Source organism: Streptococcus canis (genome assembly GCF_900636575.1).
Lineage (GTDB): Bacteria > Bacillota > Bacilli > Lactobacillales > Streptococcaceae > Streptococcus > Streptococcus canis.
In genome coordinates this window covers 40391-66442 of sequence record NZ_LR134293.1, presented here as the reverse complement: position 1 = coordinate 66442, position 26052 = coordinate 40391, and the positions used below count along the sequence as shown (strand labels likewise).

The 26052-nt window shown below is 39.7% G+C and carries 27 protein-coding genes; 20 read left to right on the top strand and 7 right to left on the bottom strand.

Features of this window, described 5'->3' with window-relative positions; all coding sequences use genetic code 11:
* Nucleotides 1-17: 17 nt before the first annotated feature.
* The 4 genes from EL097_RS00280 (at nt 18) to EL097_RS10525 (ending at nt 2397) form a co-directional block, all read left to right on the top strand.
* Nucleotides 18-494: an NUDIX hydrolase gene (locus EL097_RS00280; protein ID WP_003047085.1), complete on the top strand. Its 477-nt coding sequence runs from the start codon at nt 18-20 to the stop codon at nt 492-494.
* A 270-nt stretch (nt 495-764) separates the two neighbouring features.
* Nucleotides 765-992 carry a hypothetical protein gene (locus EL097_RS10755; RefSeq protein WP_003047088.1) on the top strand — a complete coding sequence of 76 codons (228 nt, stop codon included), beginning with the start codon at nt 765-767 and terminating at the stop codon, nt 990-992.
* A gap of 42 nt (nt 993-1034) precedes the next feature.
* Nucleotides 1035-2012: an MFS transporter gene (locus EL097_RS00275; RefSeq protein ID WP_223824834.1), complete on the top strand. Its 978-nt coding sequence runs from the start codon at nt 1035-1037 to the stop codon at nt 2010-2012.
* A gap of 220 nt (nt 2013-2232) precedes the next feature.
* Entirely contained in the window at nt 2233-2397 is a 165-nt protein-coding gene (locus EL097_RS10525; protein WP_003047096.1) for a hypothetical protein, read from the top strand.
* A 759-nt stretch (nt 2398-3156) separates the two neighbouring features.
* Here the strand turns inward: EL097_RS10525 and EL097_RS00270 are convergent.
* The 3 genes from EL097_RS00270 to shp2 all read right to left on the bottom strand — a co-directional run bounded on the left by EL097_RS00270 (nt 3157) and on the right by shp2 (nt 5194).
* Complete coding sequence (locus EL097_RS00270; protein ID WP_003047099.1) at nt 3157-3426, bottom strand: StcA family protein; 270 nt, start codon at nt 3424-3426, stop codon at nt 3157-3159.
* Nucleotides 3427-3467: 41 nt separating this feature from the next.
* Nucleotides 3468-5051, bottom strand: a complete 1584-nt coding sequence (locus EL097_RS00265; protein WP_129545033.1) for a transglutaminase domain-containing protein — start codon at nt 5049-5051, stop codon at nt 3468-3470.
* Nucleotides 5052-5125: 74 nt separating this feature from the next.
* The gene (shp2, locus tag EL097_RS10520) at nt 5126-5194 is read right to left on the bottom strand and encodes a peptide pheromone SHP2 (protein ID WP_138114367.1); all 69 of its coding nucleotides are present in this window, start codon (nt 5192-5194) and stop codon (nt 5126-5128) included.
* 87 nt (nt 5195-5281) lie between these two features.
* Here shp2 and rgg2 point away from each other — a divergent pair, with 87 nt between their 5' ends.
* The 12 genes from rgg2 (at nt 5282) to EL097_RS00205 (ending at nt 17110) form a co-directional block, all read left to right on the top strand.
* Nucleotides 5282-6130, top strand: coding sequence for a quorum-sensing system transcriptional regulator Rgg2 (gene rgg2 / locus EL097_RS00260; protein ID WP_003047105.1), 849 nt, complete (start codon nt 5282-5284; stop codon nt 6128-6130).
* A gap of 189 nt (nt 6131-6319) precedes the next feature.
* Nucleotides 6320-7147: a DNA-formamidopyrimidine glycosylase gene (gene mutM / locus EL097_RS00255; RefSeq protein ID WP_003047108.1), complete on the top strand. Its 828-nt coding sequence runs from the start codon at nt 6320-6322 to the stop codon at nt 7145-7147.
* Nucleotides 7144-7746, top strand: coding sequence for a dephospho-CoA kinase (gene coaE / locus EL097_RS00250; RefSeq protein WP_039994951.1), 603 nt, complete (start codon nt 7144-7146; stop codon nt 7744-7746). Before mutM ends, coaE begins: the two co-directional genes overlap by 4 nt.
* Nucleotides 7747-7886: 140 nt before the next feature.
* Nucleotides 7887-8588, top strand: coding sequence for an ABC transporter ATP-binding protein (locus EL097_RS00245; RefSeq protein WP_003047114.1), 702 nt, complete (start codon nt 7887-7889; stop codon nt 8586-8588).
* Nucleotides 8578-10215, top strand: coding sequence for a hypothetical protein (locus EL097_RS11280; protein WP_039994782.1), 1638 nt, complete (start codon nt 8578-8580; stop codon nt 10213-10215). The genes EL097_RS00245 and EL097_RS11280 overlap by 11 nt, the downstream gene beginning before the upstream one ends.
* A 111-nt stretch (nt 10216-10326) precedes the next feature.
* Entirely contained in the window at nt 10327-11811 is a 1485-nt protein-coding gene (locus EL097_RS00235; RefSeq protein ID WP_003047120.1) for a helicase HerA-like domain-containing protein, read from the top strand.
* A 174-nt stretch (nt 11812-11985) separates the two neighbouring features.
* Nucleotides 11986-13188 (top strand): multidrug efflux MFS transporter, encoded by a 1203-nt coding sequence (locus tag EL097_RS00230; RefSeq protein WP_081587256.1) that lies wholly within the window; start codon nt 11986-11988, stop codon nt 13186-13188.
* The gene (gene rpmG, locus EL097_RS00225) at nt 13185-13331 is read left to right on the top strand and encodes a 50S ribosomal protein L33 (protein ID WP_003047126.1); all 147 of its coding nucleotides are present in this window, start codon (nt 13185-13187) and stop codon (nt 13329-13331) included. Before EL097_RS00230 ends, rpmG begins: the two co-directional genes overlap by 4 nt.
* A gap of 45 nt (nt 13332-13376) precedes the next feature.
* The gene (secG, locus tag EL097_RS00220) at nt 13377-13613 is read left to right on the top strand and encodes a preprotein translocase subunit SecG (RefSeq protein WP_003047129.1); all 237 of its coding nucleotides are present in this window, start codon (nt 13377-13379) and stop codon (nt 13611-13613) included.
* A gap of 96 nt (nt 13614-13709) precedes the next feature.
* Nucleotides 13710-16040, top strand: a complete 2331-nt coding sequence (gene rnr / locus EL097_RS00215; RefSeq protein ID WP_099982907.1) for a ribonuclease R — start codon at nt 13710-13712, stop codon at nt 16038-16040.
* A 2-nt stretch (nt 16041-16042) separates the two neighbouring features.
* Complete coding sequence (gene smpB / locus EL097_RS00210; protein ID WP_003047135.1) at nt 16043-16510, top strand: SsrA-binding protein SmpB; 468 nt, start codon at nt 16043-16045, stop codon at nt 16508-16510.
* Nucleotides 16511-16669: 159 nt separating this feature from the next.
* Entirely contained in the window at nt 16670-17110 is a 441-nt protein-coding gene (locus tag EL097_RS00205) for a hypothetical protein (protein ID WP_003047139.1), read from the top strand.
* A gap of 131 nt (nt 17111-17241) precedes the next feature.
* Here the strand turns inward: EL097_RS00205 and EL097_RS00200 are convergent, their stop codons facing one another.
* The 4 genes from EL097_RS00200 to EL097_RS00185 form a co-directional block, all read right to left on the bottom strand.
* Nucleotides 17242-18168, bottom strand: a complete 927-nt coding sequence (locus tag EL097_RS00200) for a glycosyltransferase family 2 protein (RefSeq protein WP_003047141.1) — start codon at nt 18166-18168, stop codon at nt 17242-17244.
* Between the two features lie 287 nt (nt 18169-18455).
* Complete coding sequence (gene gloA / locus EL097_RS00195; RefSeq protein ID WP_003047144.1) at nt 18456-18833, bottom strand: lactoylglutathione lyase; 378 nt, start codon at nt 18831-18833, stop codon at nt 18456-18458.
* A gap of 9 nt (nt 18834-18842) precedes the next feature.
* Nucleotides 18843-19508: an NAD(P)H-dependent oxidoreductase gene (locus tag EL097_RS00190; RefSeq protein ID WP_003047146.1), complete on the bottom strand. Its 666-nt coding sequence runs from the start codon at nt 19506-19508 to the stop codon at nt 18843-18845.
* Nucleotides 19509-19556: 48 nt separating this feature from the next.
* Complete coding sequence (locus EL097_RS00185; protein WP_003047149.1) at nt 19557-20642, bottom strand: M24 family metallopeptidase; 1086 nt, start codon at nt 20640-20642, stop codon at nt 19557-19559.
* Between the two features lie 173 nt (nt 20643-20815).
* On the opposite strand from EL097_RS00185, the gene ccpA reads away from it, so the two are divergent.
* The 4 genes from ccpA (at nt 20816) to EL097_RS00165 (ending at nt 25852) form a co-directional block, all read left to right on the top strand.
* Nucleotides 20816-21823, top strand: a complete 1008-nt coding sequence (gene ccpA / locus EL097_RS00180; protein WP_003047152.1) for a catabolite control protein A — start codon at nt 20816-20818, stop codon at nt 21821-21823.
* Between the two features lie 153 nt (nt 21824-21976).
* Nucleotides 21977-23440 (top strand): alpha-amylase, encoded by a 1464-nt coding sequence (locus EL097_RS00175; RefSeq protein WP_003047154.1) that lies wholly within the window; start codon nt 21977-21979, stop codon nt 23438-23440.
* 77 nt (nt 23441-23517) lie between these two features.
* Nucleotides 23518-24516 (top strand): glycosyltransferase family 4 protein, encoded by a 999-nt coding sequence (locus EL097_RS00170; RefSeq protein ID WP_003047156.1) that lies wholly within the window; start codon nt 23518-23520, stop codon nt 24514-24516.
* A gap of 1 nt (nt 24517) precedes the next feature.
* On the top strand, nt 24518-25852 hold the full coding sequence (locus tag EL097_RS00165; protein WP_003047159.1) for a glycosyltransferase family 4 protein: 1335 nt from the start codon (nt 24518-24520) through the stop codon (nt 25850-25852).
* The last annotated feature ends 200 nt before the right edge of the window (nt 25853-26052 follow it).

Sequence of the window (26052 nt, the reverse complement as noted above, 5' to 3'; positions counted from 1 at the left end):
TTGGTAAAGGAGAACCAATGACTCAAGATTATGTTTCCTATATCCGCTCCAAAGTGGGGCATACGATTATCATCATGACTTTCGCGGGTGGTATCTTAGCTGACGAAGAAGGGCGCGTGCTCTTACAATTACGAGGTGATAAAAAAACCTGGGCCATCCCAGGAGGCGCTCAAGAACTTTACGAATCAACCGATGAGACCTGTCGTCGGGAATTCTTGGAAGAAACAGGAGTTGCTGTGACACCTGTACGACTGTTAAATACCTACACGAATTTTCAAGAAACTTACCCCAACGGAGACCAAGTGCAGACCGTTGTTTTCCTCTACGAAGTGACAGCAGTATCTGATATTGACATTCGTCAGTTCCGCAATGCTGAAACCCTGAAACTAGCCTTCTTCTCCAAAGAAGAAATTGAGCAACTGCCATCAGTTTCTGAGAAACATCGCCTGATGTTAGAGGAATATTTTACGAATGACTTTAAACTGGGACATTAGGAAAGGGAAAGGCAACCATTATTTCTAGCACAATTTGATGAAGTAACATGCTGAATTGAGATAGCATGTTTTTTTAGTGTTGAAAAAGAGAGTAGCAACAGTTATAATAAAACTATTAAAAAATGCCATTAAAATGAGTGATTTTTTAAATATTAATTTCTCTTGCTTATCAGTATCTCTAATACTCTGTAAAAATTTAGACCAATTACTGATGTTGTTGACCTTTTAGCTGATGTCCCAATGATTGCTTAGATTGGAGTGTCCCCTGACGTGTTATCAAAAAGATTTAGTTCTAATTTTTATCATTTAATTCTAGGAAGGTCTTCTAGAAATATTGCGGATAGTTTCTATTTTATCGCCTTATCTATCGGCTTGATTAATGTCTATGCCATAGAAGCTGGTCAGTTATCCTTATTTACATTGTTGGGCTTGCTACCTAATATGCTTGCTTTTTTATATGGCGCTCCTCTAAACCGCATCAAAAATGATAAGCGGTGACTGGTAATCTTTCAAGTCATTCAGCTCTTGATTATCCTCTGTATGATTGTAGGATTAAGTCAGAAAATTGATGTCCGAGTGATGTATGGGTTGAATGTGTGTTTTAGCCTGTCAACCAATCTGTTAAACACTCTACAAATGAAAATTGTCCCTGAGACCTTAAATAACGATGAACAAGTAATTAATAAGTCTATCGACATTCAATACTTTACTTCCAATGTCTTAGATATTATCAGTAATTTTATAGCGTCAATCTTGTTAGGCCTACTCTCTTATTTTGCTCTGTTCCAACTTAGTGTCCCATTTTTTGTAGCTGCCATTTACTTTATGCTAACAATCAAGCTTCCTAAAGGACAAGATAAAGGTAAGGCTGATACTGACCTGTCAGAAGAAGCTGAACCGGGTAAAAGGCATCTTTTTGAAACCTTTTCGGCCTTTAAAGAGTCATGCTTTGCCTCCTTTATCATTATGACCGAATCTATTTTAAGTGGTGGGACTGATTTATTGCTCACACTTGCGCCAATTTACCTGATATCTGAAGGCATTTCCATTAAATACATTGGCTTAGTTTTAGCTGTCCATAAGTTTTCAGATTTAGTAGGTGCTTTGTTGGCACCACAAGTGAAGCTGTCCTATCGGAATTTTTTCTTTCTTGATTATATTGTCTCAGGAATACTGTTGGTCTTGGTTTTTCTGATCCCAGTTCCCTTGATCAAGTTGATTCTGTTTGCTTTAGCTTTCATCATTATTGGTATTTCTGGAAATATGTTTGAGAAAATGATCTATGCCGAATATGATTATTCCAAAATAGGCTTAATTTATTTTACAAACTCAAGCTTATATGCCCTCTTTGCAGTTATTTTTTTAATTATCCCTCAATTTTATACCAATATCAAAATGCTAGGCATTATCATAAACGTCTTGACTTGTATCGTCGGCATCTACCTGTTGGTTAAGTCTTTTCCAAAAAAGGGGAGTCAAGAAAAGGAACTTGCAACTAAAAATAAGAAAAATGGCTGATGTTAGATTTTTTAGCTACATATGTTAAGTTTCTCAGCATTTGTTTTTCAGAGTATTATTTTAGGAAGATAACATTAAATAAACACTAATAGTCGTTTTAGGAAACGGTAACAATGATATAGAATGAGCAACGGCTTCATAGATTCAGGAGAGGTATCATGCGAACCGGATAATATTAAGGTATCTATTAATCCAAGAGGCGGTCAGACAACGATTATTTATGGAGATGGCTCTACAGATATTTATTCCTCCAGAGGTGCTATGGAAAAAACGCTTCGTAGAAGATCCTACTGAAAAAATTTTAACGACACCTCAAACAACTGTTCCTGACGTTAGAGATTCTGAACATGAGCATCATGATGAGATGCAAGCTAACAAAGAGTAATCATTTCCTGAAAGTCATGATAATGCATTGTTGTTGGGTTATCGTCTATGGCTTAATCGTGATGAGGAATAAAAAGCTAAGCTTAATGCTCAGATAGACTGCCATCAGAGTGGCAAGGAGCAGTAGAGGAGAGCTAGTTGCTGGATTTCCTTTCAGCGATGAAAGATTTGGAACTAATTGTTAGATAACCGATGGCAGATTCAATAAAAGTGATATAAGGGATCTAATAATTGTGGAAAAAGAGTCTGTGACAAAAAGATTTTTATTTTTGAAATTCTTTATTATCAGACCTAATCAATTAATCATTAAGCAAAAAAGCGAACAAAGCTAGATTCCTAACAATCAAAATTATGTTTTATTCGCTTTTTTTATTTGACGTTGAACTGTTGTCTCAGCCTCTTTTAAGGTGTGATTACTTCGGGGGATATATTTTTTTGAGGGGAAAGTGGGTTGACTATGTTTCTCTTTTGAAGTTCTCGCAAATAGAGGAAGCCATCTTGGTCAAATAAAAAGGAACACTATCAGGCTTGATAGTGTCAGAACGTAGACAAAGTTTATTTTTAAAAGGTGTCAATGAAAATGATTTAATGATTATGATGTCAACTAACTCCTGAAACATTTATATTATCGTGTTTCAGGAATTTTTCTTTTTAGAGGAGCAAAAAAAGATTGAAGAAAAATTGTCCTAACTGGACGTTTTCTTCAATCTGACTATCAGGCTTGATAGTGTTCACTAATTTTAGGAGAGAGCGAAAGTGTTTAATCTAATGGGATTTCCACGTGTTCAACCGTCATGGTAATGACAGGTTTGATAACACCATCCTTATTTGGGAGAGAAGGAGCCTTGTTTTGGGGTTTCTTTTGATCAAGGGTTGCTTTTTTTAAGGGATGTTGTTTTTTGTGAGTTGTGTTCATCGCAGTAGATGTCCTTTCTACAGGGTGTTTAGGGGTTGATGGTTTAGGGCTGACAGCAAGGATAAAGCACAGAATACTAATCCCTAAGAGAAGGTAAAACTGTTTTTTGGTCATTGCTTAGGCCTTTCTTTTTTAGAAACACACCTGTGGGAGGGTTAAGTTCTTTGATAGCTGGTATTTGGAATAGTATTAGCCAAGTGGTTATACTGACTATCCAAACGGTGTTCAGTATTCATCACATCTTTTCCTGCAAGGAAGTATCTTGTGGTATGAGCTGAGTCATCCCAAGTGGCATCAACGTAGTAGTTAACACCATCAATGGTAACGATATTCCAGGCATGGTTTTCATTCAATCCTTTTCCTGTCACATACCAAGCGGATAAGCCAGCAGCTTCTGCCATATCTTTAAACATGACTGCATAAGCTTGACAGACACCGCGTTTGTCACGGTAAAGAGCTTCAGGAGCATGAATGCTGATACCACTGACAGTTTCACGAGTGCTAGCCAACTCTTCTGTTGCATAAGTGTATTCATTGACGAGGTGGTCATGAATAACTTTAGCTTTATCGTAATCGCTGGTAATATTCTTAGCTGTGATATGATCTCTGACAAAGTTAGCAACAAAGGTTTTATATTCTTGGTGAAGGGCTACCAAGTCATCTTTAAGAGTATAGGTAATTGTAATATCGCTATTAACCACGATATGTTGGATTTGTCCACCAAGTGTATAAGTGCTGATACGACTTTGGGAAGCAAATGACGTAAGGGTTCCATAATAATCACCTAATTCGTGGAGAATGGCACCAAGTCGTTGCTGGTAAATGTACACTTCATCTTGAGTTTTAAATGTCATTTCAACACTGATGTGAGGTGTATGATTAGCGATATTCTGTTTAAGAATATTCTTTAGTTGCTCGTAATCAGCACTAATGTTGGTGTTAACAAGAGCTGGTACATGGGTTTCTGTTGTTTCAGAAGCAAAGGAATCAACATTTTTTGAAGCAGGTTCTACCTCAGTAACAGCAGGCGATGTGGCTTGATGAGCAGGAACTCGTTTACCAGCAGACAGGCTGGCAAGTCTAGTAATATCAGCTTCTAGCCCTTCTGTTGAAAGGTTGTCCAATTCTGTCTGTAATTGAAGGAGCTCTGCCTTGTCTGCTCTAATCTGTTTGACAAGAGGGTTGACTCTGTCTGCCACAGCTTGCAATATGGTTTTGGCTTGCTCTACGTTGTTGATACCGTTAGGCTGGATATCCTGTAAGGCTGCATTAATCTGGTCAATGGTAACATTATATGCTTCAAGGATTGATTGGTAGCGTCCTTGGATAGCTGTCAGCTGCTGCTGATAGTCAGTAACTTTTTGACTAATAATAGCGTTACGTTGAGCTCGTTCAGCAATAACCGAATTGTAGTCGCGTCTGCCGAGACGACGGTTGTTGATAGCGTCCACTAGTTGCGCATCTGTTTGGTTAGCTAATCTAATAGCATGATTGAGCCGCTCAACTGCGCCTTGAGTAGAGATATGACCAAAGCCATTTACATTATCTCTAACAAATTGATATAGAGAATCACGTTGTTGGTTAAGGTAGTTGATAGCCTGATAGTAAGTGTCTTGTTCAGACACGTAATAACGGTATCCCCCTACCGTTTCATCAGCCTTGACATTCCTGTCAATGACTGAAAACGCACTTAAGAGTAAAGCTGCCGCTAGGCCGCTAACAATTTTTTTAATCTTCATTAGTTTCATTAGTTCTCCTGTTATCACCTAAATTTAAGGGGTGTCCCTAAAGGGTATATGTTCCAAAGAAAAGCCTATCCACCAACGATAATCAGGATATCCATAATCAATGCAAAAAGCAAAGCTTTATTAAATTTTTTCATGACTGTCTCCTTTCTGATGTTCTATTTTGTACTTGTATTATATAATGGATTTGGCAGATTTTATTTTTTGTTGTGAAAGTGGGAAAAATGGAAAAAGAACTCGGTAAAACTTTAAGGCGATTACGTCAGGGAAAGCAGGTGAGTATTTCGTCTTTAGCAGATGGGTACTTGTCCAAGTCACAAATTTCAAGATTTGAACGAGGGGAATCAGAAATCACTTGCAGTCGTCTGCTTAATCTTCTTGATAAACTCAATATTACGATTGACGAATTTGTTTCGATCCATTCCAAGACGCATACGCATTTTTTCACGCTCTTAAGTCAGGTGAGAAAATATTATGCTGAGAAAAACGTGGCTAAATTGACCAAACTGTTAGGGGATTATGCCTATAAAGATTATGAACGAACGATGATTAAAGCTATTCTTTTTTCTATTGACTCCTCAATTGAACCTAGTCAGGAAGAATTGACCCGTCTCACAGATTACTTGTTTACAGTGGAACAGTGGGGATATTATGAAATTATTCTTCTGGGGAATTGCTCGCGCTTCATAAATTACAATACCTTATTTTTATTGACTAAGGAAATGATAGCTTCATTTGCTTATTCGGAACAAAATAAAACCAATAAAATTTTAGTGACCCAGCTGTCTATTAATTGTCTTATTATCAGTATTGACCATTCTTACTTTGAACACAGTCGCTATTTGATTGACAAAATTGACCTATTGCTGCGAGATGAACTCAATTTTTATGAAAAGACGGTCTTTTTATATGTGCATGGGTATTATAAATTAAAGCAGGAAGAGATTTCTGGGGAGGAGGACATGTGGCAGGCCTTACAGATTTTTAAGTATCTCGGAGAGGACTCGTTGTATTATAGTTATAAGGAACATTACCGTAAGGAAGTGCTGGGTGGTAAGAGAGATGAGGACTAGTCTGAGGCAAATTTATGAGTTGCTTTCTATCACATTTGTCCGTAAAATAAGAAATAAGAAAGGAGAAGGACGGCTGTATTTTTTGAAATGCAGTCAGTAGTCTAGACTTTAGGCTATTGAGAGACTTTTCTGTGATGAGTCTATCCTTTGTAGCGGCAAAAGGTCTAGTTGTCCTTTAATGAACTGATTATGCCAGAATTACCAGAGGTTGAAACGGTCCGACGAGGGCTTGAATCGTTAGTTTGTGGTCAAGAAATCGTGGCTGTTACGCTTAAAGTGCCAAAAATGGTTAAAACCGACTTAGAGATGTTTGCCCTGATCCTACCTGGTCAAACCATTCAAGCCATTGGTCGTCGGGGCAAGTATTTGCTGATTGATCTTGGTCAATGGGTTTTAGTATCACATTTGCGGATGGAAGGTAAATATTTGCTTTTTCCAGATGAGGTTCCTGATAACAAACATTTTCATGTCTTCTTTGAATTGAAAAATGGTTCCACCCTGGTTTACCAAGATGTGCGTAAATTTGGAACCTTTGATTTGATAACAAAATCTCAATTACCTAACTTTTTTCTTAAGCGAAAACTAGGCCCTGAACCAAGGAAAGAGAGCTTTAAGTTGAAAACCTTTGAGGCTGCTCTGCAATTCTCCAAAAAACCAATTAAGCCGCATCTTTTAGACCAGACCTTGGTTGCAGGATTAGGGAATATTTATGTGGACGAGGTGCTTTGGGCGGCTAAGATTCATCCAGAAACTACCTCCTCTAAGTTGAACAAGGCGGAGATAAAACGGCTGCATGATGAAACCATACGAATCCTAGCATTGGGAATTGAAAAGGGCGGTTCGACCGTCCGCACTTACCGTAATGCTTTGGGAGCTGATGGTACCATGCAGGACTATTTGCAGGTTTATGGTCAGACTGGGAAGCCGTGTTCTCGTTGCGGACAGGCTATTGTCAAATTAAAAGTTGGAGGAAGGGGGACGCATATTTGTCCAAAATGCCAGAAAAAAAGGCCATGATTATTGGAATCACAGGAGGCATTGCATCAGGAAAATCAACTGTGGTTAAGGTTATCAAGAAGGCTGGGTATCAGGTCATTGATGCGGATCAACTGGTTCATGACTTGCAAGAAAAGGGCGGTCGTCTTTATGAGGCCCTTAGAGAAGCTTTTGGAGACGGCATTCTTAAGGCTACTGGTGATTTAGATAGGGTTAGTTTGTCGGAAATGATTTTCTCAAACCCAGACAATATGGCAATATCATCAGCCATTCAAAATCAAATCATTAAGGAAGAATTGGCGATTAAGCGTGATCAATTCGCACAGGCCCAAACCATTTTTTTTATGGATATACCCCTCTTAATTGAATTGGGCTACCAAGACTGGTTTGATGCGATTTGGGTTGTTTATGTAGATGCTAAAACGCAACTGCAGCGCTTAATGGCCAGAAATCATCTGGAAGCAGAGTCGGCTAAGCAGCGGATAGCTAGTCAATTGTCTATGGAAGTCAAAAAAACTTATGCCAGCTTATTGATTGATAATAATGGGGATATTGCAGCGCTAATAGAGCAAGTCCAAGCAGCCTTGAATCAACTCCCTAGGCCAAACCGAGTTGATTAACGTCACTAATAGATAACTAAAGCAAGTGTTTCTCTTCAGAGGCGTTTGCTTTTTAGTTTTATCTGTGTTTAAGCTTTCTTGTTAATTCCCTCCTTTTTTTATACAATGTAAGAAAAGGTTTTCAGGTGAAGGAGAAAGAAATGGAATTGGTGATTAGAGATATTCGGAAAAGTTTTCAAGAAAAAGAAGTTTTAAAAGGAGCTTCCTACACCTTTTATGAGGGGACGATTACAGCCCTTCTTGGCCGTAACGGTGCTGGTAAAACCACACTTTTTAATATTTTGTACGGAGACTATCAGGCTGACCAGGGGGATATTTTTCTGGTGGAAGATGGTATAGAGCGTCCCTTAAGTCCAGAAGATATTGGTATGGTCTTTTCAGAAAATTATTTGCCTGAGTTTTTAACAGGTTATGAATTCATTAAATTTTACTTAGACTTGCACCCGAGTGACGATCACATGACCATTGATGAATATTTGGATTTTATGGAGATTAGCGACGCTGATCGTCACCGAATCATCAAGGGGTATTCAGATGGTATGAAAAGCAAATTATCCCTGCTCTGCATTTTAATCACCAAACCCAAAGTTATTTTGTTAGATGAACCCTTGACAGCAGTTGACTTGGTATCTAGTATTGCCATTAAACGTTTGCTGTTGGCCTTGCGAGACAAGCATATCTTGATTTTATCGACGCATATCTTAGCCTTGGCAGAAGACCTGTGTGATAGGGTAGCGATTCTGGATGGGGGCCTCTTGCAAACCATGCCCTTGTCAGCCAAAGATGAGGCCTTTGAAGCTCAACTGTTGGAAATGTTACAAGGAGAAAGCCGTGGTGACTAAGGAATTGTTGCGAATTCTCTGGCAAATTGATGGGATAACCCGCTACAATACCTTGATTTATTGGCTGCAAAAATTACCGCTAATTGGAGGAAAGATACCGCAAGCTTGCTATCGCATAAAAGAAGGAAAAGTGTTTTTAACCTTGATGTATGCTCTGTTATTTCTCTTTTCTATTCTATTGCAAATGGCTATATATGTGGGCATTTGCTTTATCTTGGCTCACATTGTGAAGGCTTGGCTTAGTGAGTATGCTTGGTACGCTGGCCCAAATCCGTTTACCTTAAGTTTGCTTTGGTTGGTTATTTTTTCGCTGTTACTCATGACCACTTTAGATATTAAACTCGTGACACGTGATGATATGGACTTGGCCAAGGCCATTCGTCAATTTCACTTGGTTCCAAGAGATTATTTGAAAACCAAACAAATCATGCTGTTAGGTCGTGAAATGCTTTTGCATGTCTTGGTATTAGGGATTTATTTTACACTCAATCATTTTGCTTTTTGGCATGCCTTTTGCTTTACTTTATTGGTGTCAGGCGTGAGGCTTTTTCTAAAGGTGATTTTCTTACCCCTTTACGATAGAAAAGGAGAAGATAAGGAAAAATACCTTAACAGGCTCCTATTTAGTTTTTTGGGGCTGGCTTTTCTGGTGAGCGGAGGTTTATTGGTTTTAGGAAATCGCTTCGCACCACAAGTCTTTTTCTCCATTCCTGCGGGATGTTTTGGGATATTTCTATGGGGCTATGGTTATTACCGTTTGACAACTGATTCAGAATTAAATACCCTTACCCGTAGTGTGGTAACGCATGAGACCATGAAAGAGCGGGTAGCTGTTGTTGAGAATCTACAAACTGCACAAGTGCTTGTCGATGAAAAAGAGATCGACCTATCTTCGCAAAAGAAAGGTCACCTACAAGAGTTAACTGGCATTGCTTTTTTGAATGCCCTCTTTTTGCAACGTATGGGAAAACGTCTTCGAAAAGGTGTGACAATACGTTTACTCTTGGTAGGTCTGCTGATTGTTAGTGAACTGATAGGTCTCTATTACTTTAGACATCAGTTAGAACAAGTGAAACATCAGGAATTTGTCCGAATCTTATATATGTCTCTCGTATCTGGTTACTTGATTTATGTGGGAGAATCTTATATTAAGTTTTGTTTTTACCATTTGGATCGGCCTTTATTAAAGTTTAACGATTACAGACAGCGTGAGGTCATTTTAGCTACCTTGAAGACCCGTTTTTGGTCTATTATTAAGCACAATATTCCTATTTTTATGGCGGTTAACCTCTTTGTTCTGATATTATATGTGGCCTTGTTTCCTCTGGTCTGGTCAGAGATAGCCCTTATTGTCATGGTACAATTCTTGTCCATGAGTTTCTTTTCACTCTACTTTTTATACTTGTATTTTCTCTTACAACCTTTTACAGAAGGCTTAAAGTCTAAGAGTGTGCTTTATAACATACTGACCTTTATCGTCTATTATTTAGGTTATCAGTTATTTCGATTCACTGATACGATGACCATGCCTCTTTTCTTGATTATTCTAGCTGGAATGATTGTTTTTCTAGCTTTAGGCTACCTAGCTGTTTATTATTGGGCTCCTAAAACCTTTAAGCTCAAATAAGAGGAGAGCTTGTGTTATAATGACACTAAGAATAAACAGCGTCTTACCTATGACAAAGCTTCTCAAAAACTTGTTTTTAAAAGGTATGTATCAGAAAAAAAGAGGAAATTTATGGCTACAATGACAATTGCAAAAGGAAATCAACCAGTAGCATTACAATTAGGGATGCTAAATCGTCACGGTTTGATTGCTGGAGCGACAGGAACAGGAAAAACAGTTACCCTAAAAGTCTTAGCAGAGCAATTAAGTTTGGCTGGTGTGCCAGTCTTTTTGGCAGATATCAAAGGAGACCTTTCCAACCTTGCCAAGGCAGGAGAGGTGACGGAAAAATTGGCTGCGCGCTTAGCCAAAATAGGGGTAACAGACTACCAACCACAAGCTTTTCCGGTTAGGCTCTGGGATGTTTTTGGACAGACTGGTCAGCCTTTACGAACCACTATTTCTGAGATGGGACCGATGATGCTAGCGCGTTTATTGGATCTTAATGATACCCAAACAGGTGTCTTAAACGTCGTCTTTAAACTAGCTGATGAAAAGGGCTGGCTTTTGATTGATTTGAAAGACTTACAGGCTATCTTAAAAGAAGTTGGTGACCATGCCTCAGACTACTCAAGTCATTACGGTAATATTGCCAAGCAATCTATCGGAGCTATCCAAAGAAGTCTCTTGACATTGGAACAAGAAGGGGGTCACCAATTTTTTGGAGAGCCTGCTTTAGACGTGGCTGATTTGATTCAATTAGATGTTGCTTCAGGCTATGGAGCCATTAATATTTTATCAGCGACCAAGCTTTTTCAGTCCCCTACTCTTTACACGACCTTCTTGCTTTGGTTGTTGTCTGAGTTGTACGAACTATTGCCAGAAGTAGGCGATGTGGACAAACCCAAAATGGTTTTCTTCTTTGATGAAGCTCACCTGCTTTTTAAAGATGCTCCTAAGGTCTTTTTGGAAAAAGTTGAGCAGATTGTGCGTCTTATTCGCTCAAAGGGAGTTGGGATTTTCTTTGTCACACAAAACCCGCTTGATTTGCCAGAAACGGTTTTGGCTCAGCTTGGAAATCGTATTCAGCACGCTTTACGCGCTTACACACCGAAAGAACAAAAGGCTGTTCGTGTTGCCGCAGATACTTTTCGCCAGAATCCTAATTTAGATGTGGCAAGGGTTATTACAGAACTAGAAGTCGGCGAAGCCTTGATTTCTGTTTTGAATGATAAGGGACAACCGACAGTTGTTGAGCGTGCCTATATCATGCCACCTAAAAGCAGTTTTGCTGTTTTATCAGACACAGATAGTCAGCAGCTTGTGCAGTCTTCGCCTTTTGCTAGTAAATATGGGCAAGCCATAGACCGCGAGTCTGCTTATGAGAAATTAGCGGCCAAGGTTCTAGAAGAAAATCAGCTGGCCCAAGAGGCGATGGCGGCTGCACAACGTGAAAAAGAAGCTAAAGAAGCTGCTAAAAAAACCAGTCGACGTTCGGTTGGACGGCCACGTAAATCAGCTGTGGAAAAAGCAGCCGATGCCTTTATCAGTACAACAGTTAGGACCATTGGGCGAGAACTGGTCAGAGGTCTTCTGGGCAGTTTACGTAAACGTTGAGAAACTAGAGCAACTGAGGGAAAGTTTTTTTCGAAACTAACCCTTGTTTGATGCCAAGGTATTTGACCCTGTCCTTGAAATCTTTATCCTTGCTTTTAACGTCTTCAAAAGAAATGTGTTATAATGGTCAAAAGTATTTTGGAAAGAAGATGATGACTTATTAGTGACAAAGCGATAACAAGAGTAAATTGGCAACAAAATTTAAAGGTAGCTTGGCTTGGTAATTTCTTTACTGGGGCAAGCTTTTCACTTGTCATGCCTTTCATGGCTTTATATGTAGAGGAGCTAGGAGCTCCCAAGGCACTAGTTGAATGGTATGCTGGTTTGGCTGTTGCCCTTACAGCGCTAGCATCAGCCGTCTTTGCTCCCCTTTGGGGGAAATTAGCTGATCGTTACGGTCGAAAACCGATGATGCTTCGAGCAAGCTTTGTCATGACCTTTACCATGGGCGGCTTAGCTCTTATTCCCAATGTATTTTGGTTGTTTGTTTTGAGATTATTAACAGGTATCTTTGCAGGCTATGTGCCTAATTCCACAGCCTTGATTGCTAGTCAAGCCCCTCAGGAGAAATCAGGCTATGCCTTAGGGACCTTAGCAACAGGAGTAACAGCAGGTGCTTTGATTGGTCCTCTTATTGGTGGGGTATTGGCGGAGCTATTCGGTATTCGACAGGTCTTTTTACTTGTTGGCTGCATCTTGTTGCTTTGCTCTTTAATGACAGCCTTTTATGTCAAAGAAGATTTTGAACCCATTGAGCGATCACAAATGGTGCCTACCAAAGAAATCTTAAAGCAGGTAAAGAGTCGACAGATGATGTTAGGTTTATTTGTGACCAGCATGATTATTCAGATTTCGGCTCAATCAGTTGCTCCAATTTTATCACTTTATATTCGTCATTTAGGGCAATACGATAATTTGATGTTTGTGTCAGGCTTGGTGGTTTCAGCAATGGGATTTTCCAGTTTGTTGAGCAGCTCTTATTTAGGGAAGTTGGGAGATCGTTTCGGCAACCACCGTTTGCTTTTGTTAGCCTTGTTGTATAGTTTCATCATGTATTTTATGAGCGCCTTAGCCCAGACAAGTTTTCAGTTGGGATTGTTGCGTTTTGCCTATGGGTTTGGAGTAGGGGCTTTGATGCCTAGTATTAATTCCCTTCTTACCAAATTGACGCCAAAAGCAGGTATTTCCAGAGTTTTCTCTTATAATCAAATGTTTAGTAATATTGGTCAGGTCTTGGGCCCTTTTGTTGGGTCTCATGTTGCAGTTGTATTAGGTTATCGATCTGTTTTTTATGTGACTAGTTTGATTGTTTTTGTAAATTTAGTATGGAGTTTGCTTTTATTTAAAAAATATATCAAGGTTAAGGATATCGTGTGAGAATAAAAATTAATTTAGAATGTAGCCAGTGTGGCAGTAAGAATTATTTGACCAGTAAAAATAAGAGCAGTCATCCAGAAAAAATAAAAGTTCCTAAATACTGCCCCAAGGAGAGAAAAGTGACCCTACATGTTGAATCTTGATAAGATTTGTGTTAGAATGGTCAAGACAATAGTGGAGGAAATAACATGTACAACTTACTACTTACAATATTGCTCGTGTTATCGGTTTTACTTGTGATTGCTATCTTCATGCAACCTCAAAAAAACCCAAGTAGCAATGTTTTTGATAGCAGCGGTTCAGAAGCCTTGTTTGAACGTACAAAAGCTCGTGGCTTTGAAGCTTTCATGCAACGGTTCACAGCAGTTCTAGTATTTTTCTGGCTAGCAATTGCACTTGCGCTTGCCATTTTATCAAGTAAATAAGGAGTGAGCTTGACAGAATTAGTCTAGCTCATTTTTTTATCAATGAACGAGAGTGGCTCCTTCCACAAAATGAAACAGAAATAGAAATTAGGTACTATGAAAGAAAGAATTATGACTTACCTCAAGGAGTATGGCAAGTCAAATGTGAATGACTTGGCTGCGGCCTTGGAGATGGCTGGCGCTAAGCATTTTCCCAGCCTTATTAAAACCATTTCCAAAATGGAAAGTCAGGGGCTTTTACGATTTTCAAATGACGGTAGTCTGGCTCTTAGAAAAGAGCGTGAAAAGAAAAAAGAACCTACTATTCAGGGTGTTTTTCGTGCCAATAAAGCAGGCTTTGGTTTCTTGTTTGTTGATGAGAGTGAAGACGATATGTTTATTGGCCGCAATGATGTTGGCTATGCCATTGATGGTGATACTGTCGAAGTAGTGATTAAAAAGCCGGCTGACCGTCTTAAAGGCACAGCAGCTGAAGCTAAGGTCGTTGCTATTGTTGACCGTTCTTTAAAAACAGCTGTTGGAACCTTTATTTTAGATGATGAAAAACCGAAATATGCTGGTTATATCAAGTCTAAAAATCAAAAGATTCAACAAAAAATCTACATCAAAAAAGAGCCTGTTGTGCTGAAAGGCACTGAAATTATCAAGGTTGACATTGATAAATACCCGACACGTGGTCATGACTATTTTGTGGCCAGTGTGCGTGATATTGTGGGTCATCAAGGAGACGTTGGAATTGATGTCTTAGAAGTTCTCGAATCAATGGATATTGTATCAGAATTTCCAGAAGAGGTTTTGGCAGAGGCTGGTGCTATTCCAGAGACGCCTAGCGATAAAGACTTAGTAGGCCGTGTGGATTTGCGTCAAGAAAGGACAATTACCATTGATGGTGCTGATGCAAAAGATTTAGACGATGCCATTCATATCAAGTTACTGGATAACGGGAATTATGAACTTGGAGTGCATATTGCAGATGTCTCTTATTATGTGACAGAAGGGTCTGCCCTTGATAAGGAAGCTGTTAGGCGTGGTACTTCTGTCTATGTCACCGATCGTGTGGTGCCAATGTTGCCAGAACGGTTATCAAATGGTATTTGCTCCCTTAACCCTAACGTAGACCGCCTGACCCAATCAGCCTTGATGGAAATTAATGCTCAAGGGCATGTGGTCAATTATCAAATCTGTCAATCAGTGATTAAGACAACCTACCGAATGACTTATAGTGCGGTCAATGACATGATTGCAGGAGATGAAGAGGCACTTCAGGAATTCGCCAGCATTGCTGATGATGTGACCCTTATGGTGGCCTTGCATCGGATGTTGGAAGCCATGCGTTCAAAACGAGGCGCCCTAAATTTTGACACGCAAGAAGCTAAAATTATTGTAAATGACAAAGGAATGCCGGTCGATGTGGTGCTTCGTCAAAGGGGAATTGCCGAGCGGATGATTGAGTCCTTTATGTTGGCAGCTAATGAGTGCGTTGCGGAACATTTTGCAAAGGCTAAGTTGCCTTTTATCTATCGTATTCACGAAGAACCAAAGGCTGAAAAGCTTCAAAAATTCATTGATTATGCTGGCATCTTTGGTATTCAAATTCAAGGAACAGCCAACAAGATTTCTCAGGAAGCCTTGCAAGCCTTTATGGCAAAAGTGCAAGGTCAGCCGGGAGCCGAAGTGCTTAACATGATGCTCTTGCGTTCTATGCAACAGGCGAGGTATTCTGAACATAATCACGGCCATTACGGTTTGGCTGCAGAATACTACACCCACTTTACCAGTCCGATTCGTCGCTACCCTGACTTGTTGGTTCACCGCATGATTCGTGAGTACAATCAACCTAGTCAAGAAAAGCGTGACCATTTTGCCCAAGTCATTCCAGAATTGGCAACATCTTCTTCACAGTTAGAGCGTCGTGCCATTGATGCGGAGCGCGTGGTGGAAGCCATGAAGAAAGCAGAATATATGGCTGAGTATGTCGGTGAGGAATTTGATGGTCTCGTGGCCAGTGTGGTTAAGTTTGGTCTCTTTGTGGAGCTGCCAAACACTATTGAAGGTTTGATTCATATTACTAATCTTCCTGAATATTATCACTTTAATGAACGAACCTTGAGCCTTCAAGGTGAAAAATCAGGTAAGGTCTTTACAGTTGGGCAAGCCATTCGGGTGAAGCTGGTTAAGGCTGACAAGGAAACTGGTGACATTGACTTTGAGTATTTGCCAAGTGATTATGATGTGGTTGAAAAGATCACGACATCGAATAAAACAGGCCGAAGAGATCGTCGTCAAAAAGGGACATTGGATAAAGGGTCAAAGAAAAAAGATCCTAAGGAAATAGCTAGGGCAAAAGCTAAAGGCAAATCCAAAAAAGGTTCTAAAAAGCCATTTTACAAAGAACAAATAAAAAAGAAGAGTCGTAAAAGGAGTTAAGTATGGCAAAAGGTGAAGGCCAGTTACTAGCACAAAATAAAAAAGCTAGGCATGATTATCACATTGTTGAAACCATTGAAGCAGGTATTGTCTTAACAGGGACAGAAATTAAAAGTGTTCGTGCAGCCCGTATTCAACTGAAGGATGGCTTTGCTCAAATCAAAAATGGGGAAGCTTGGCTCGTTAATGTCCATATTGCTCCATTTGAGCAAGGTAATATCTGGAATACTGACCCTGAACGTACACGGAAACTTTTGCTCAAAAAACGTGAGATTACGCATCTGGCAAATGAACTCAAAGGGACTGGAATGACCTTGGTTCCTCTCAAAGTTTACCTTAAGGACGGCTTCGCCAAGGTGTTGGTTGGGCTAGCTAAAGGGAAACACGATTATGATAAACGCGAAAGCATTAAACGCCGTGAGCAGGATCGTGATATTAAACGCGTTATGAAAAGTGTGAATCATCGCTAATCATTTTTAGCCTGCTGAGTGATGAAGGACAGGAGTTGACGATGAGAAGCCCAACCTTTAGAAGCTGGTCTGGGCCTTATCGTCAATATTTTTAGCGTGTCGACCATCTTGAACGATTTTGAAATAGTTGTGATCATTAGTCATAAAGAGTGTCTATCAATGAACAAAGGAAATCGATTGATGACAAAATCTTTGATTGTTTTAAGAGAGGCAACTGCTAGACTTTTGGTAGTATTCTTAGCGTTTCTGGTAACGTGCCTGATTAAGGGAGAGCCAATTAGGTTACATTACATGGGACTGCTGATGATATTTATTCCCACCTTTATCTTCTCATTGTCAAAGACTAGGAAGAAAAAGTGTTTGAATCTTGGGCTAGCCTTTGTTGCTGTTTATGGATTAGGAAAATTGGTGGAGGCACTAACAGGACAGTTTTATTGGTCTGCGGTCACCTCTTTGCGAGTTTTGGTGGAAATAATAGTGGCGATTTTGTTTCTGATTTGGCTCTTGTTGAAACAAGCTTGTCCTACAAAAGCAGCAGAGCAAGACACAGCAGTGGGGAGTCAATCTGTTTTTGCTCTTCTAAAAAAGAAAAACTCCTGAAACACCATAAAACAAGCGTTTCAAGAGTTGGTTGACATCATGATCATTAAATCATTGTCGTTGGCACCTTCAAAAAATAGGGTTTGTCTACGTTCTGAGAAGAGGATAAGTGTCCCCTTCTTTTTTGACTTTTATTGTTTTTCTTTGATGATATAGACAGGTCTTTTTTTGGTTTCAAGGAATATTTTTGAGATGTATTTCCCGATAATGCCCATGCAAAAAATCTGAATGCCTCCCATAAATAAAATGATAGAGACGGTGCTAGCCCAACCAGATACAGGGTCACCAAAGAGTAATTTTCTAATGATGATAAATAAGATAGCTAGAATTGAAATTAAAAAGCTAAAAGTTCCTGTCCAGATAGCAATGGTCAGAGGCATTTCTGAAAAGTTGATAAAGCCATCCAAGGAATAGTGAAGTAGACTCCAAAAATTCCACTTACTTTTGCCATGCTGCCGCTGGCGATTATCAAAACTAATATAGGTCGTGCGATATCCTACCCAAGAAAAGATACCTTTTGAAAAGCGATTAACCTCTCCAAGTTCAAGAATGCTATCGACAACCTGTCTGGTCATTAACCGATAATCCCGCACTCCATTGACAATTTCGGTGTCTGACAAGCGATTGACAAGCTTATAAAATAAATTGGAACAAGCCGAACGAATCAGGGGTTCCCCCTGCCTATTTTGACGTCTGGTACCTACCACATCATAACCTTCCTTTAGCTTTGCATACATGAGCGGCAAAAGTTCAGGAGGATCTTGCAAATCAACATCCATGACGGTGATGAAATTGCCTTTGGCTTCTTCTAGTCCCGCTAAGAGCCCAGCTTCCTTGCCAAAATGGCGTGAAAAAGACAGGTAATGCACATTTGGAAAGCGAGCAGCTAAGTCACGCAGAATATCCAAGGTGCTATCCTTAGAGCCATCATCAACGAAAATGTATTCAAAAGCAAGTTGATTAGTCATTGATGTTTCTAGTTGCCGCATCTCTTCAAAATAAGGGAAAATGGTTTTTTCTTCATTGAAACAGGGGACAATGATGGATAATAGTGTCATAGGCTTCTCTTTCACATGGGACTTTAGGGCAATTGTAACACAAAAGTTGATATATTTCAAAATCCTGTCCATCATGGGAGTGGTTCGATCAAAAGGATAAAAAAGAAAGGAGCTGGGCAAAAAGTCCAACTCCTAATTTTATTTAATCTAGAATTGCAAGACGTAGTGGTTGATTGGCAGCTTTGTTCGCTTTTTAATCTTCAAAGATAGCCTAATCAACTGTGCGGGGGTGGGAAAACGAACTCTTTGTTGATTGCTATGAGTTCTTTCCAACTCCCTTCATAACATTAGTTGTTTAAATCAATCACTTCAATTTTGTAGCCGTCTGGATCTTGAATGAAGTAGTAGCGAGCAGATTTATCAGTCAGTCCTTTAATATCAGTCACAGGGAAACCTGCTTGACGATGCTTGTCATGGTCTGCTTCAAAGTTTTCAGAGCCAAGGGCGATATGACCATAACCATTTCCTAAGTCGTAGTCACCGTGACCATAATTGTAGGTCAATTCTAACTCATAGCTTTCTCCCTCTAAAGCCAAATAAACGAGAGTGAATTGACTATCTGGGAAGTCTCTACGACGGGTTTCCTTAAAGGGGAAAGCCTTGGTGTAAAAATCAACTGATTTGTCGAGATCTTTGACGCGGATACAGGTGTGTAATGCTTTCATATATTCTCCTTATTCAACTACTGAAATCACTTCTTCACGAGGTTTACGAACTTGAGCATGTTTAGGATCTCGTAGGCGATACCCCAGTGATAACATGCTAGCAATGCCTTCTTTTTCTAAATCAATCACATTGTGCTTGGCTAGAATATGATTGACCTTATCATAATGAAACCCTTCAATAGGACAGGAATCGATTCCTAGAAAGGCAGCTGTCATCATCATATTGCCAAGAGCGATATAGGTCTGCTTGGCAGTCCAATCAAAGAGCGCCCGAGGATTATCTGCCATATCCATATCCTCTTTTTGGAATGACTCGTAAAGTTTTAAACGACTTTCAAGCCCTTCTCCCTCTTGGATACCACGGCGTAAGAGGCTGTTTTTCATAGCAGGGCTATCATATCTTGCATTTTTTTCAGCAATTAAAAGGATAAAGTGGCTGGCTGTTTCCAGTTGATACTGGGCACCCCAGGCAAAGGGCTTGATTTCTTCTTTAATAGGCTTGTTGTCTAAAACGACAAAGCGCCAGCCTTCTAAGCCAACAGAAGAAGGGCTTAACCAAGCGGCATCAAGAATGAGGGTCAAATCCTCATCAGAAATCTTTTCTTCCTTATAAACACGAACGGCTGTTCTAAAGTGTAGCGCTTGTTGTAATTGGTGATGAATGGTTTGGTTCATACTACTACCTTCCTTTCGCGAGGGTTTGTTTGACCAGACGATATGGGCTTAGCCTTCAAAATAAAGTAATTTTTTTGGAGTATGGGTAAAGACTTCAAAGCCATTTTTAGTGACATGGCCACAATCTTCGATGCGCACGCCGACCTTACCTGGAATGTAAATACCAGGTTCAACAGAGAAGCACATGCCTTCTTCAAGCACCAAGTCATTGCCAGCCATGATAGACGGAAATTCATGCACATCCATACCAATACCATGCCCCAAACGGTGGTTGAAGTACTCACCGTAACCAGCTTTTTCAATAATTTGACGAGCGGCAGCATCCACTTGAGCTGCTGTAACACCTGGTTTGATAAAGTCAATAGCTGCTTGATGTGCTTCTAGGCAGAGATTGTACATGTCAATTTTAAATTGATCAGGCTTACCAACGGCCACAGTTCTGGTCATATCACTGGTGTAGCCCAAGGTTTCAACCCCTAAGTCAAAGAGAAGTAGGGCATTGTTTTCAATGTTATTCGTTCCAGGAATACCATGGGGATTGGCTGCATTATTACCCGTTAAGACCATAGTGTCAAAGCTCATTTTGTTAATGCCTTGTTTTTTCATTTCAAACTCAATTTGAGCGATGATGTCTGTTTCGGTAAGGTCCAAGGAAATGTTGTCAAAACCAACTTGAACAGCCTTATCAGCGAACTGCCCAGCAATCATCATTTTCTCAATTTCATCAGCCGATTTGATGAGGCGCATGCCTTGGACATAAGGGGTTAAATTGTTAAAGTGTCCCGAAAAGACTGTTTGCAAGCCATGAAATTTGTTGACATTGAGGTGATCAAATTCGGCATAAATGGTTTTTGCCGCTGTATTTGGTAAAACTGCTTTGATTTTTTCCCAAGGATTTTCAGAGTCAACATAACCAAAAACGGGGAAATCAACAGCCTGACTAGCTCTTGCTACTTCAAGAGCAGGTACGAAAAGTACAGGAGCCAAATCTTGATAAACAAAGAGGAATAATTGCCTTTCATGGGGGTCACAAAAGAATCCAGTCAAGTAATTGATGGTCACAGGATCTGAAAAAATAGCCAGTTCAGCTCCCTTTTGGTCAAGATACAAACATATTTGGTCTAATTTTGTCATAGGAAAACCTTCTTTCTGCCTACTATTTTTTCAAAAAAAGCTTAAAAAATCAAGCTTTTGCTCAATCTTTGAAAACTTTTTCAAAAATCAACCTTTAATACTTGAAAGTGGTTACAAATAATGCTAAAATATTTTTTGAAAGCGTAATTTTCAAATAGAAAGGAAGATAAAGAATGAATACAGATGATACCATCACGATTTACGATGTTGCCCGTGAAGCTGGTGTTTCAATGGCAACCGTTAGTCGTGTTGTTAATGGCAACAAAAACGTTAAGGAAAACACACGTAAGAAAGTTTTAGAAGTCATTGACCGCTTAGATTATCGTCCAAATGCTGTCGCGCGTGGACTTGCCAGCAAAAAAACAACAACAGTTGGTGTTGTGATTCCTAATATTGCAAACAGTTACTTTTCTATCTTAGCCAAAGGTATTGATGATATTGCCGCTATGTATAAATATAATATTGTGCTTGCCTCCAGTGATGAGGATGATGACAAGGAGGTTAACGTTGTTAACACTCTCTTTGCTAAGCAGGTGGACGGTATTATTTTTATGGGGCATCACTTGACTGAAAAGATTCGTGCGGAATTCTCACGTTCACGGACACCGATTGTTTTGGCAGGAACCGTAGACCTCGATCATCAACTACCAAGTGTTAATATTGACTATAAAGCAGCTGTCTCAAATGTGGTTGATATTTTAGCGGAAAACCATATGAGCATTGCTTTTGTATCTGGTCCTCTCATTGATGACATCAATGGCAAGGTACGCTTAGCGGGCTACAAAGAAGGTTTGAAGCAAAACAAACTAGATTTCAAAGAAGGGCTTGTTTTTGAAGCAAATTACTCTTATAAGGAAGGCTTTGAACTAGCACAACGCGTGATTAATTCAGGGGCAACAGCAGCTTATGTTGCTGAGGATGAATTGGCAGCAGGCCTTTTAAATGGCTTATTTGAAGCAGGTAAACGTGTGCCAGAAGACTTTGAAATCATCACAAGCAACGATTCGCCAGTGGTTCAATACACTCGTCCAAACTTGAGTTCTATCAGTCAACCCGTTTACGATTTGGGAGCTGTCAGCATGCGCATGTTGACTAAAATCATGAACAAAGAAGAATTGGAAGAAAAAGAAATTCTCTTGAACCACGGCATCAAAAAACGTGGTACAACCAGACAAGGTTAGCTGTAGGCTAGGTTCTTGCGATTAAGAGGGCAGAACCAGCACAGGCTATCTTGTGTCCAATCTAGGAAGAGACTCGGTGTCTTTTCTTTGATTCAAGTAAGATAGATAGAGGTTGGGGAAAATCTTATCCCAGCCTTTTTTAGGAGAGCAGTAATGGCAAATCAATTGGTCATGCAAGCTTTTGAATGGTACCTTCCTGCAGATGGTAACCATTGGAAAGTATTGAAAGAAAGTATTCCACAATTACAGACTTTAGGAGTAAGCGAACTCTGGCTTCCTCCTGCTTTTAAAGGGACTGGTATTAATGATGTGGGGTATGGTGTTTATGATTTATTTGACCTAGGTGAATTTGAGCAAAATGGCACAGTGGTTACAAAATATGGTAGTAAACAAGAGTATCTCGAACTTATTGCAGCTTTGAAAGAAGCGGCAATCAAACCAATCGCAGATATTGTACTCAATCATAAGGCTAATGGCGATCATAAGGAACGTTTTTTTGTCACCAAAATGAATCCTCAAAATCGTCAGGAAGCTCTAACAGAACCTTATGAAATTGAAGGTTGGACTGGTTTTGATTTTCCGGGTCGAAATGGTTGCTATAATGATTTTAAATGGCATTGGTACCATTTCACAGGTATTGATTATGATGCCAAGAATAATGAAACTGGCATTTACATGATTACAGGTGACAATAAAGGGTGGGCTAACAATGACTTGATTGACGATGAAAATGGCAATTTTGATTACCTTATGTATAATGACTTGGATTTCAAACACCCAGAAGTGATTCAAAATTTACAGGATTGGGTTAAGTGGTTTATTGAGACAACTGGCATTGAAGGTTTTCGTCTAGATGCTGTTAAACATATTGATTCTTATTTTATTCAAACCTTCATCAATGATATTCGAGCACAAATAAAACCTGATCTCATTGTTTTTGGGGAGTATTGGAAATCAGACCAAGAGTCCATGGAAGACTACTTGGAAGCGACTAATGAACAGTTTGCCTTGGTAGATGTTAGTCTTCACATGTCTTTCTTTAACGCAAGTCATCAAGGAAAAGATTTTGATTTAACGCGTATCTTTGAAGGAAGTTTAGTGGCTAGTAGACCTGACTTAGCTATTACTTTTGTTGAAAATCATGACACGCAACGTGGGCAAGCATTGGAATCAACGGTTGAAGATTGGTTTAAACCTCTGGCCTATGGTTTAATTCTCTTGCGCCAAGAAGGCAAACCTTGTCTGTTTTATGGAGACTATCATGGTATCTCGGGGGACTTTGCTCAAGCTAGTTTTAAAGAAGTGTTGGACAAACTCACTTTCCTTAGGAAAGAAGCCGTTTATGGCCAACAGGTAGATTATTTTGATCATGCCAATTGTATCGCCTGGACCTGTCTAGGTGATGACGAACACCCGCATCCGCTTGCGGTTATTCTGTCAAATGGTGATGAAGGCTGGAAGCATGTGGCAATCGGTCAAGACTTTGTTGGTCAAACCTTTGTCGACTACTTGGGGCACTGCCAAGAAAGGCTTGTAGTGGCAGAAGACGGTTGGCTTGACATTAAAGTAGGAGCAGGCTCAATCTCAGCTTGGCTGCCAGAAGGAACATTCTCTTAGCATCAGAAAATCAGTCTTCGGGCTGATTTTTACTTATCTTAGTGAAAAATACTGCAAAATGAGCTATAATAGTGGTTATGAAAGTCCTATTGTATTTAGAAGCAGAAAATTATTTAAGAAAATCAGGAATTGGACGTGCTATCAGGCATCAAGCCAAGGCCTTGTCATTGGTTGGACAAGACTTTACCACTGACCCGAGTGACCATTATGACTTGGTTCATCTCAACACCTATGGCTTAAAGAGTTGGTTCTTAATGACTAAAGCTCAAAAAGCAGGTAAAAAAGTGATAATGCACGGTCACTCCACAGAAGAAGATTTCAGGAATTCCTTTATTTTGTCAAATCTCTTGTCTCCCTTGTTTAAAAAATACCTCTGCCAATTTTACAATAAGGCAGATGCGATTATTACCCCTACACGTTACTCTAAGTCCTTAATAGAGCATTACGGGGTAAAAACCCCTATTTTTGCAGTGTCTAATGGGATTGACTTAGATCAATATGGAGCAAATCCTGAAAAAGAAGCTGCTTTTCGTCGTTATTTTGATATTAAAGAAGGCGAAAAGGTAGTGATGGGAGCAGGATTGTTTTTCCTTAGAAAAGGAATTGATGACTTTGTCAAGGTTGCTCAAGCTATGCCAGATGTGCGTTTTATCTGGTTTGGGGAGACCAATAAATGGGTCATTCCTGCTCAAGTTCGTCACCTTGTAAACGGCAACCATCCTAAAAACCTTATTTTCCCAGGTTATATCAAAGGGGAAGTTTATGAGGGGGCTATGACGGGTGCCGATGCCTTTTTCTTCCCAAGTCGTGAAGAAACAGAAGGCATTGTTGTTTTAGAAGCCTTAGCTAGTCGTCAGCACCTTGTTTTACGTGATATCCCAGTTTACAATGGTTGGGTTGATCAAAATAGTGCTGAATTAGCAACTGATCTTGCAGGTTTTATCCAAGCTTTGACCAAAGTCTTAGCTGGTGACAGCAACAAAATTGACGCTGGTTACAAGGTTGCCCAAAGTCGGCGCCTAGAAACAGTTGGTCAAGCATTAGTAGATGTCTATAAAAAAGTAATGGAGTTATAAGATGCGTGTAGGTCTATTTACAGATACCTATTTTCCACAAGTTTCTGGAGTTGCCACGAGCATTCGTACCTTAAAAGAAGAGCTTGAAAAAGAAGGCCACGAAGTTTATATTTTTACCACCACTGATAGGGAGGTCAAACGCTTTGAAGACCCAACGATTATTCGACTACCAAGCGTTCCTTTTGTATCTTTTACGGATAGGCGGGTAGTTTATCGAGGGTTGATTTCTTCTTATAAAGTTGCTAAGCAGTATGACCTTGATATTATTCATACCCAGACAGAATTTAGCCTCGGGTTATTAGGAAAAATGGTGGGCAAGGCCTTGCGAATTCCTGTTGTCCATACATATCATACTCAGTATGAAGACTATGTTAGCTATATTGCTAATGGTAAAATTATTCGACCAAGCATGGTCAAACCCCTTCTTAGGGGTTATTTAAAGGATTTGGATGGGGTTATTTGTCCAAGTAGAATTGTCCTCAACTTGCTGGAAGGTTACGAAGTAACTATCCCTAAGCGCGTTATCCCGACAGGCATTCCCTTGGAAAAATACATTCGTGATGATATTAAAGCAGAAGATGTTGCTAGTTTAAAAGAGGAATTGGGCATTGCTGCTGATGAAACCATGTTGTTGAGCTTATCACGGATTTCTTATGAAAAAAATATACAGGCGATCATTAGTCAAATGCCGACAGTCTTAGCTGAAAATACAAAGATAAAACTTGTCATTGTAGGAGATGGTCCATACTTAGAGACCTTAAAAGACTTGGCGATACACCTAAATGTTGAGCAGCATGTAACTTTTACAGGTATGGTTCCTCATGATAGAGTTGCCTTCTATTACAAAGCTTGTGATTTCTTCATCTCTGCCTCAACCAGTGAAACCCAAGGCTTGACCTATATCGAAAGTTTGGCTAGTGGAAAGCCTATTATTGCACATGGCAATCCTTACTTAGATGATGTGATTACAGACAAGATGTTTGGTACCCTTTATTATGCTGAATCAGAGTTAAGCGATGCTATTATTGATGCTATTTTAGAAACACCAGCTATGGACAGTCAATTATTAGAGGAAAAGCGTTATGAAATTTCTGCCCAGCATTTTGGTAAGTCCATTTACACCTTCTATTTAGATACTTTGATTGCTAGAAACAATAAGGAAACCCAAAAGCTGAGTCTTTACCTCAATCATTCTGGTAAAAGCAGTTCCTTGAAATTAATGCGAGGGGCCATTCGTCTACCTAAAAGAGCTGTTAAGGCGACAGCTCTGACCTCTGCGAAAGTGGTTAAGGCACCTCTCAAGTTGGTTAATGCTATCAAAGATTTTCTTGATTAAGGCTTGTAAATTTTTGAAAACTTGCTATAATAATCTTGAAGACAAGTTAGAGGGAACAGAACCTTTTAAGCGAGTGCTGGTTGGTGGAAAGAGCACAAAGGTGGTTAATCTAATACTCCTTCCTGGTTTTTATGTAAACATAAAAGGGTGGCTCCCTTATCGCCAATAGAGGTGCAAGGCATGTTTTTTTGTCCTGCATA

Excerpts from the sequence above, each read along its gene's own strand:
- EL097_RS00280 (WP_003047085.1), top strand. The coding sequence starts at position 18 with ATGACTCAAGATTATGTTTCCTATATCCGCTCCAAAGTGGGGCATACG.
- EL097_RS00275 (WP_223824834.1), top strand. The coding sequence starts at position 1,035 with ATGATTGTAGGATTAAGTCAGAAAATTGATGTCCGAGTGATGTATGGG.
- EL097_RS10525 (WP_003047096.1), top strand. The coding sequence starts at position 2,233 with ATGGAGATGGCTCTACAGATATTTATTCCTCCAGAGGTGCTATGGAAA.
- EL097_RS00270 (WP_003047099.1), bottom strand. The coding sequence starts at position 3,426 with ATGACCAAAAAACAGTTTTACCTTCTCTTAGGGATTAGTATTCTGTGC.
- EL097_RS00265 (WP_129545033.1), bottom strand. The coding sequence starts at position 5,051 with ATGAAGATTAAAAAAATTGTTAGCGGCCTAGCGGCAGCTTTACTCTTA.
- rgg2 (WP_003047105.1), top strand. The coding sequence starts at position 5,282 with ATGGAAAAAGAACTCGGTAAAACTTTAAGGCGATTACGTCAGGGAAAG.
- mutM (WP_003047108.1), top strand. The coding sequence starts at position 6,320 with ATGCCAGAATTACCAGAGGTTGAAACGGTCCGACGAGGGCTTGAATCG.
- coaE (WP_039994951.1), top strand. The coding sequence starts at position 7,144 with ATGATTATTGGAATCACAGGAGGCATTGCATCAGGAAAATCAACTGTG.
- EL097_RS00245 (WP_003047114.1), top strand. The coding sequence starts at position 7,887 with ATGGAATTGGTGATTAGAGATATTCGGAAAAGTTTTCAAGAAAAAGAA.
- EL097_RS00235 (WP_003047120.1), top strand. The coding sequence starts at position 10,327 with ATGGCTACAATGACAATTGCAAAAGGAAATCAACCAGTAGCATTACAA.
- secG (WP_003047129.1), top strand. The coding sequence starts at position 13,377 with ATGTACAACTTACTACTTACAATATTGCTCGTGTTATCGGTTTTACTT.
- rnr (WP_099982907.1), top strand. The coding sequence starts at position 13,710 with ATGAAAGAAAGAATTATGACTTACCTCAAGGAGTATGGCAAGTCAAAT.
- smpB (WP_003047135.1), top strand. The coding sequence starts at position 16,043 with ATGGCAAAAGGTGAAGGCCAGTTACTAGCACAAAATAAAAAAGCTAGG.
- EL097_RS00205 (WP_003047139.1), top strand. The coding sequence starts at position 16,670 with ATGAACAAAGGAAATCGATTGATGACAAAATCTTTGATTGTTTTAAGA.
- EL097_RS00200 (WP_003047141.1), bottom strand. The coding sequence starts at position 18,168 with ATGACACTATTATCCATCATTGTCCCCTGTTTCAATGAAGAAAAAACC.
- gloA (WP_003047144.1), bottom strand. The coding sequence starts at position 18,833 with ATGAAAGCATTACACACCTGTATCCGCGTCAAAGATCTCGACAAATCA.
- EL097_RS00190 (WP_003047146.1), bottom strand. The coding sequence starts at position 19,508 with ATGAACCAAACCATTCATCACCAATTACAACAAGCGCTACACTTTAGA.
- EL097_RS00185 (WP_003047149.1), bottom strand. The coding sequence starts at position 20,642 with ATGACAAAATTAGACCAAATATGTTTGTATCTTGACCAAAAGGGAGCT.
- ccpA (WP_003047152.1), top strand. The coding sequence starts at position 20,816 with ATGAATACAGATGATACCATCACGATTTACGATGTTGCCCGTGAAGCT.
- EL097_RS00175 (WP_003047154.1), top strand. The coding sequence starts at position 21,977 with ATGGCAAATCAATTGGTCATGCAAGCTTTTGAATGGTACCTTCCTGCA.
- EL097_RS00170 (WP_003047156.1), top strand. The coding sequence starts at position 23,518 with ATGAAAGTCCTATTGTATTTAGAAGCAGAAAATTATTTAAGAAAATCA.
- EL097_RS00165 (WP_003047159.1), top strand. The coding sequence starts at position 24,518 with ATGCGTGTAGGTCTATTTACAGATACCTATTTTCCACAAGTTTCTGGA.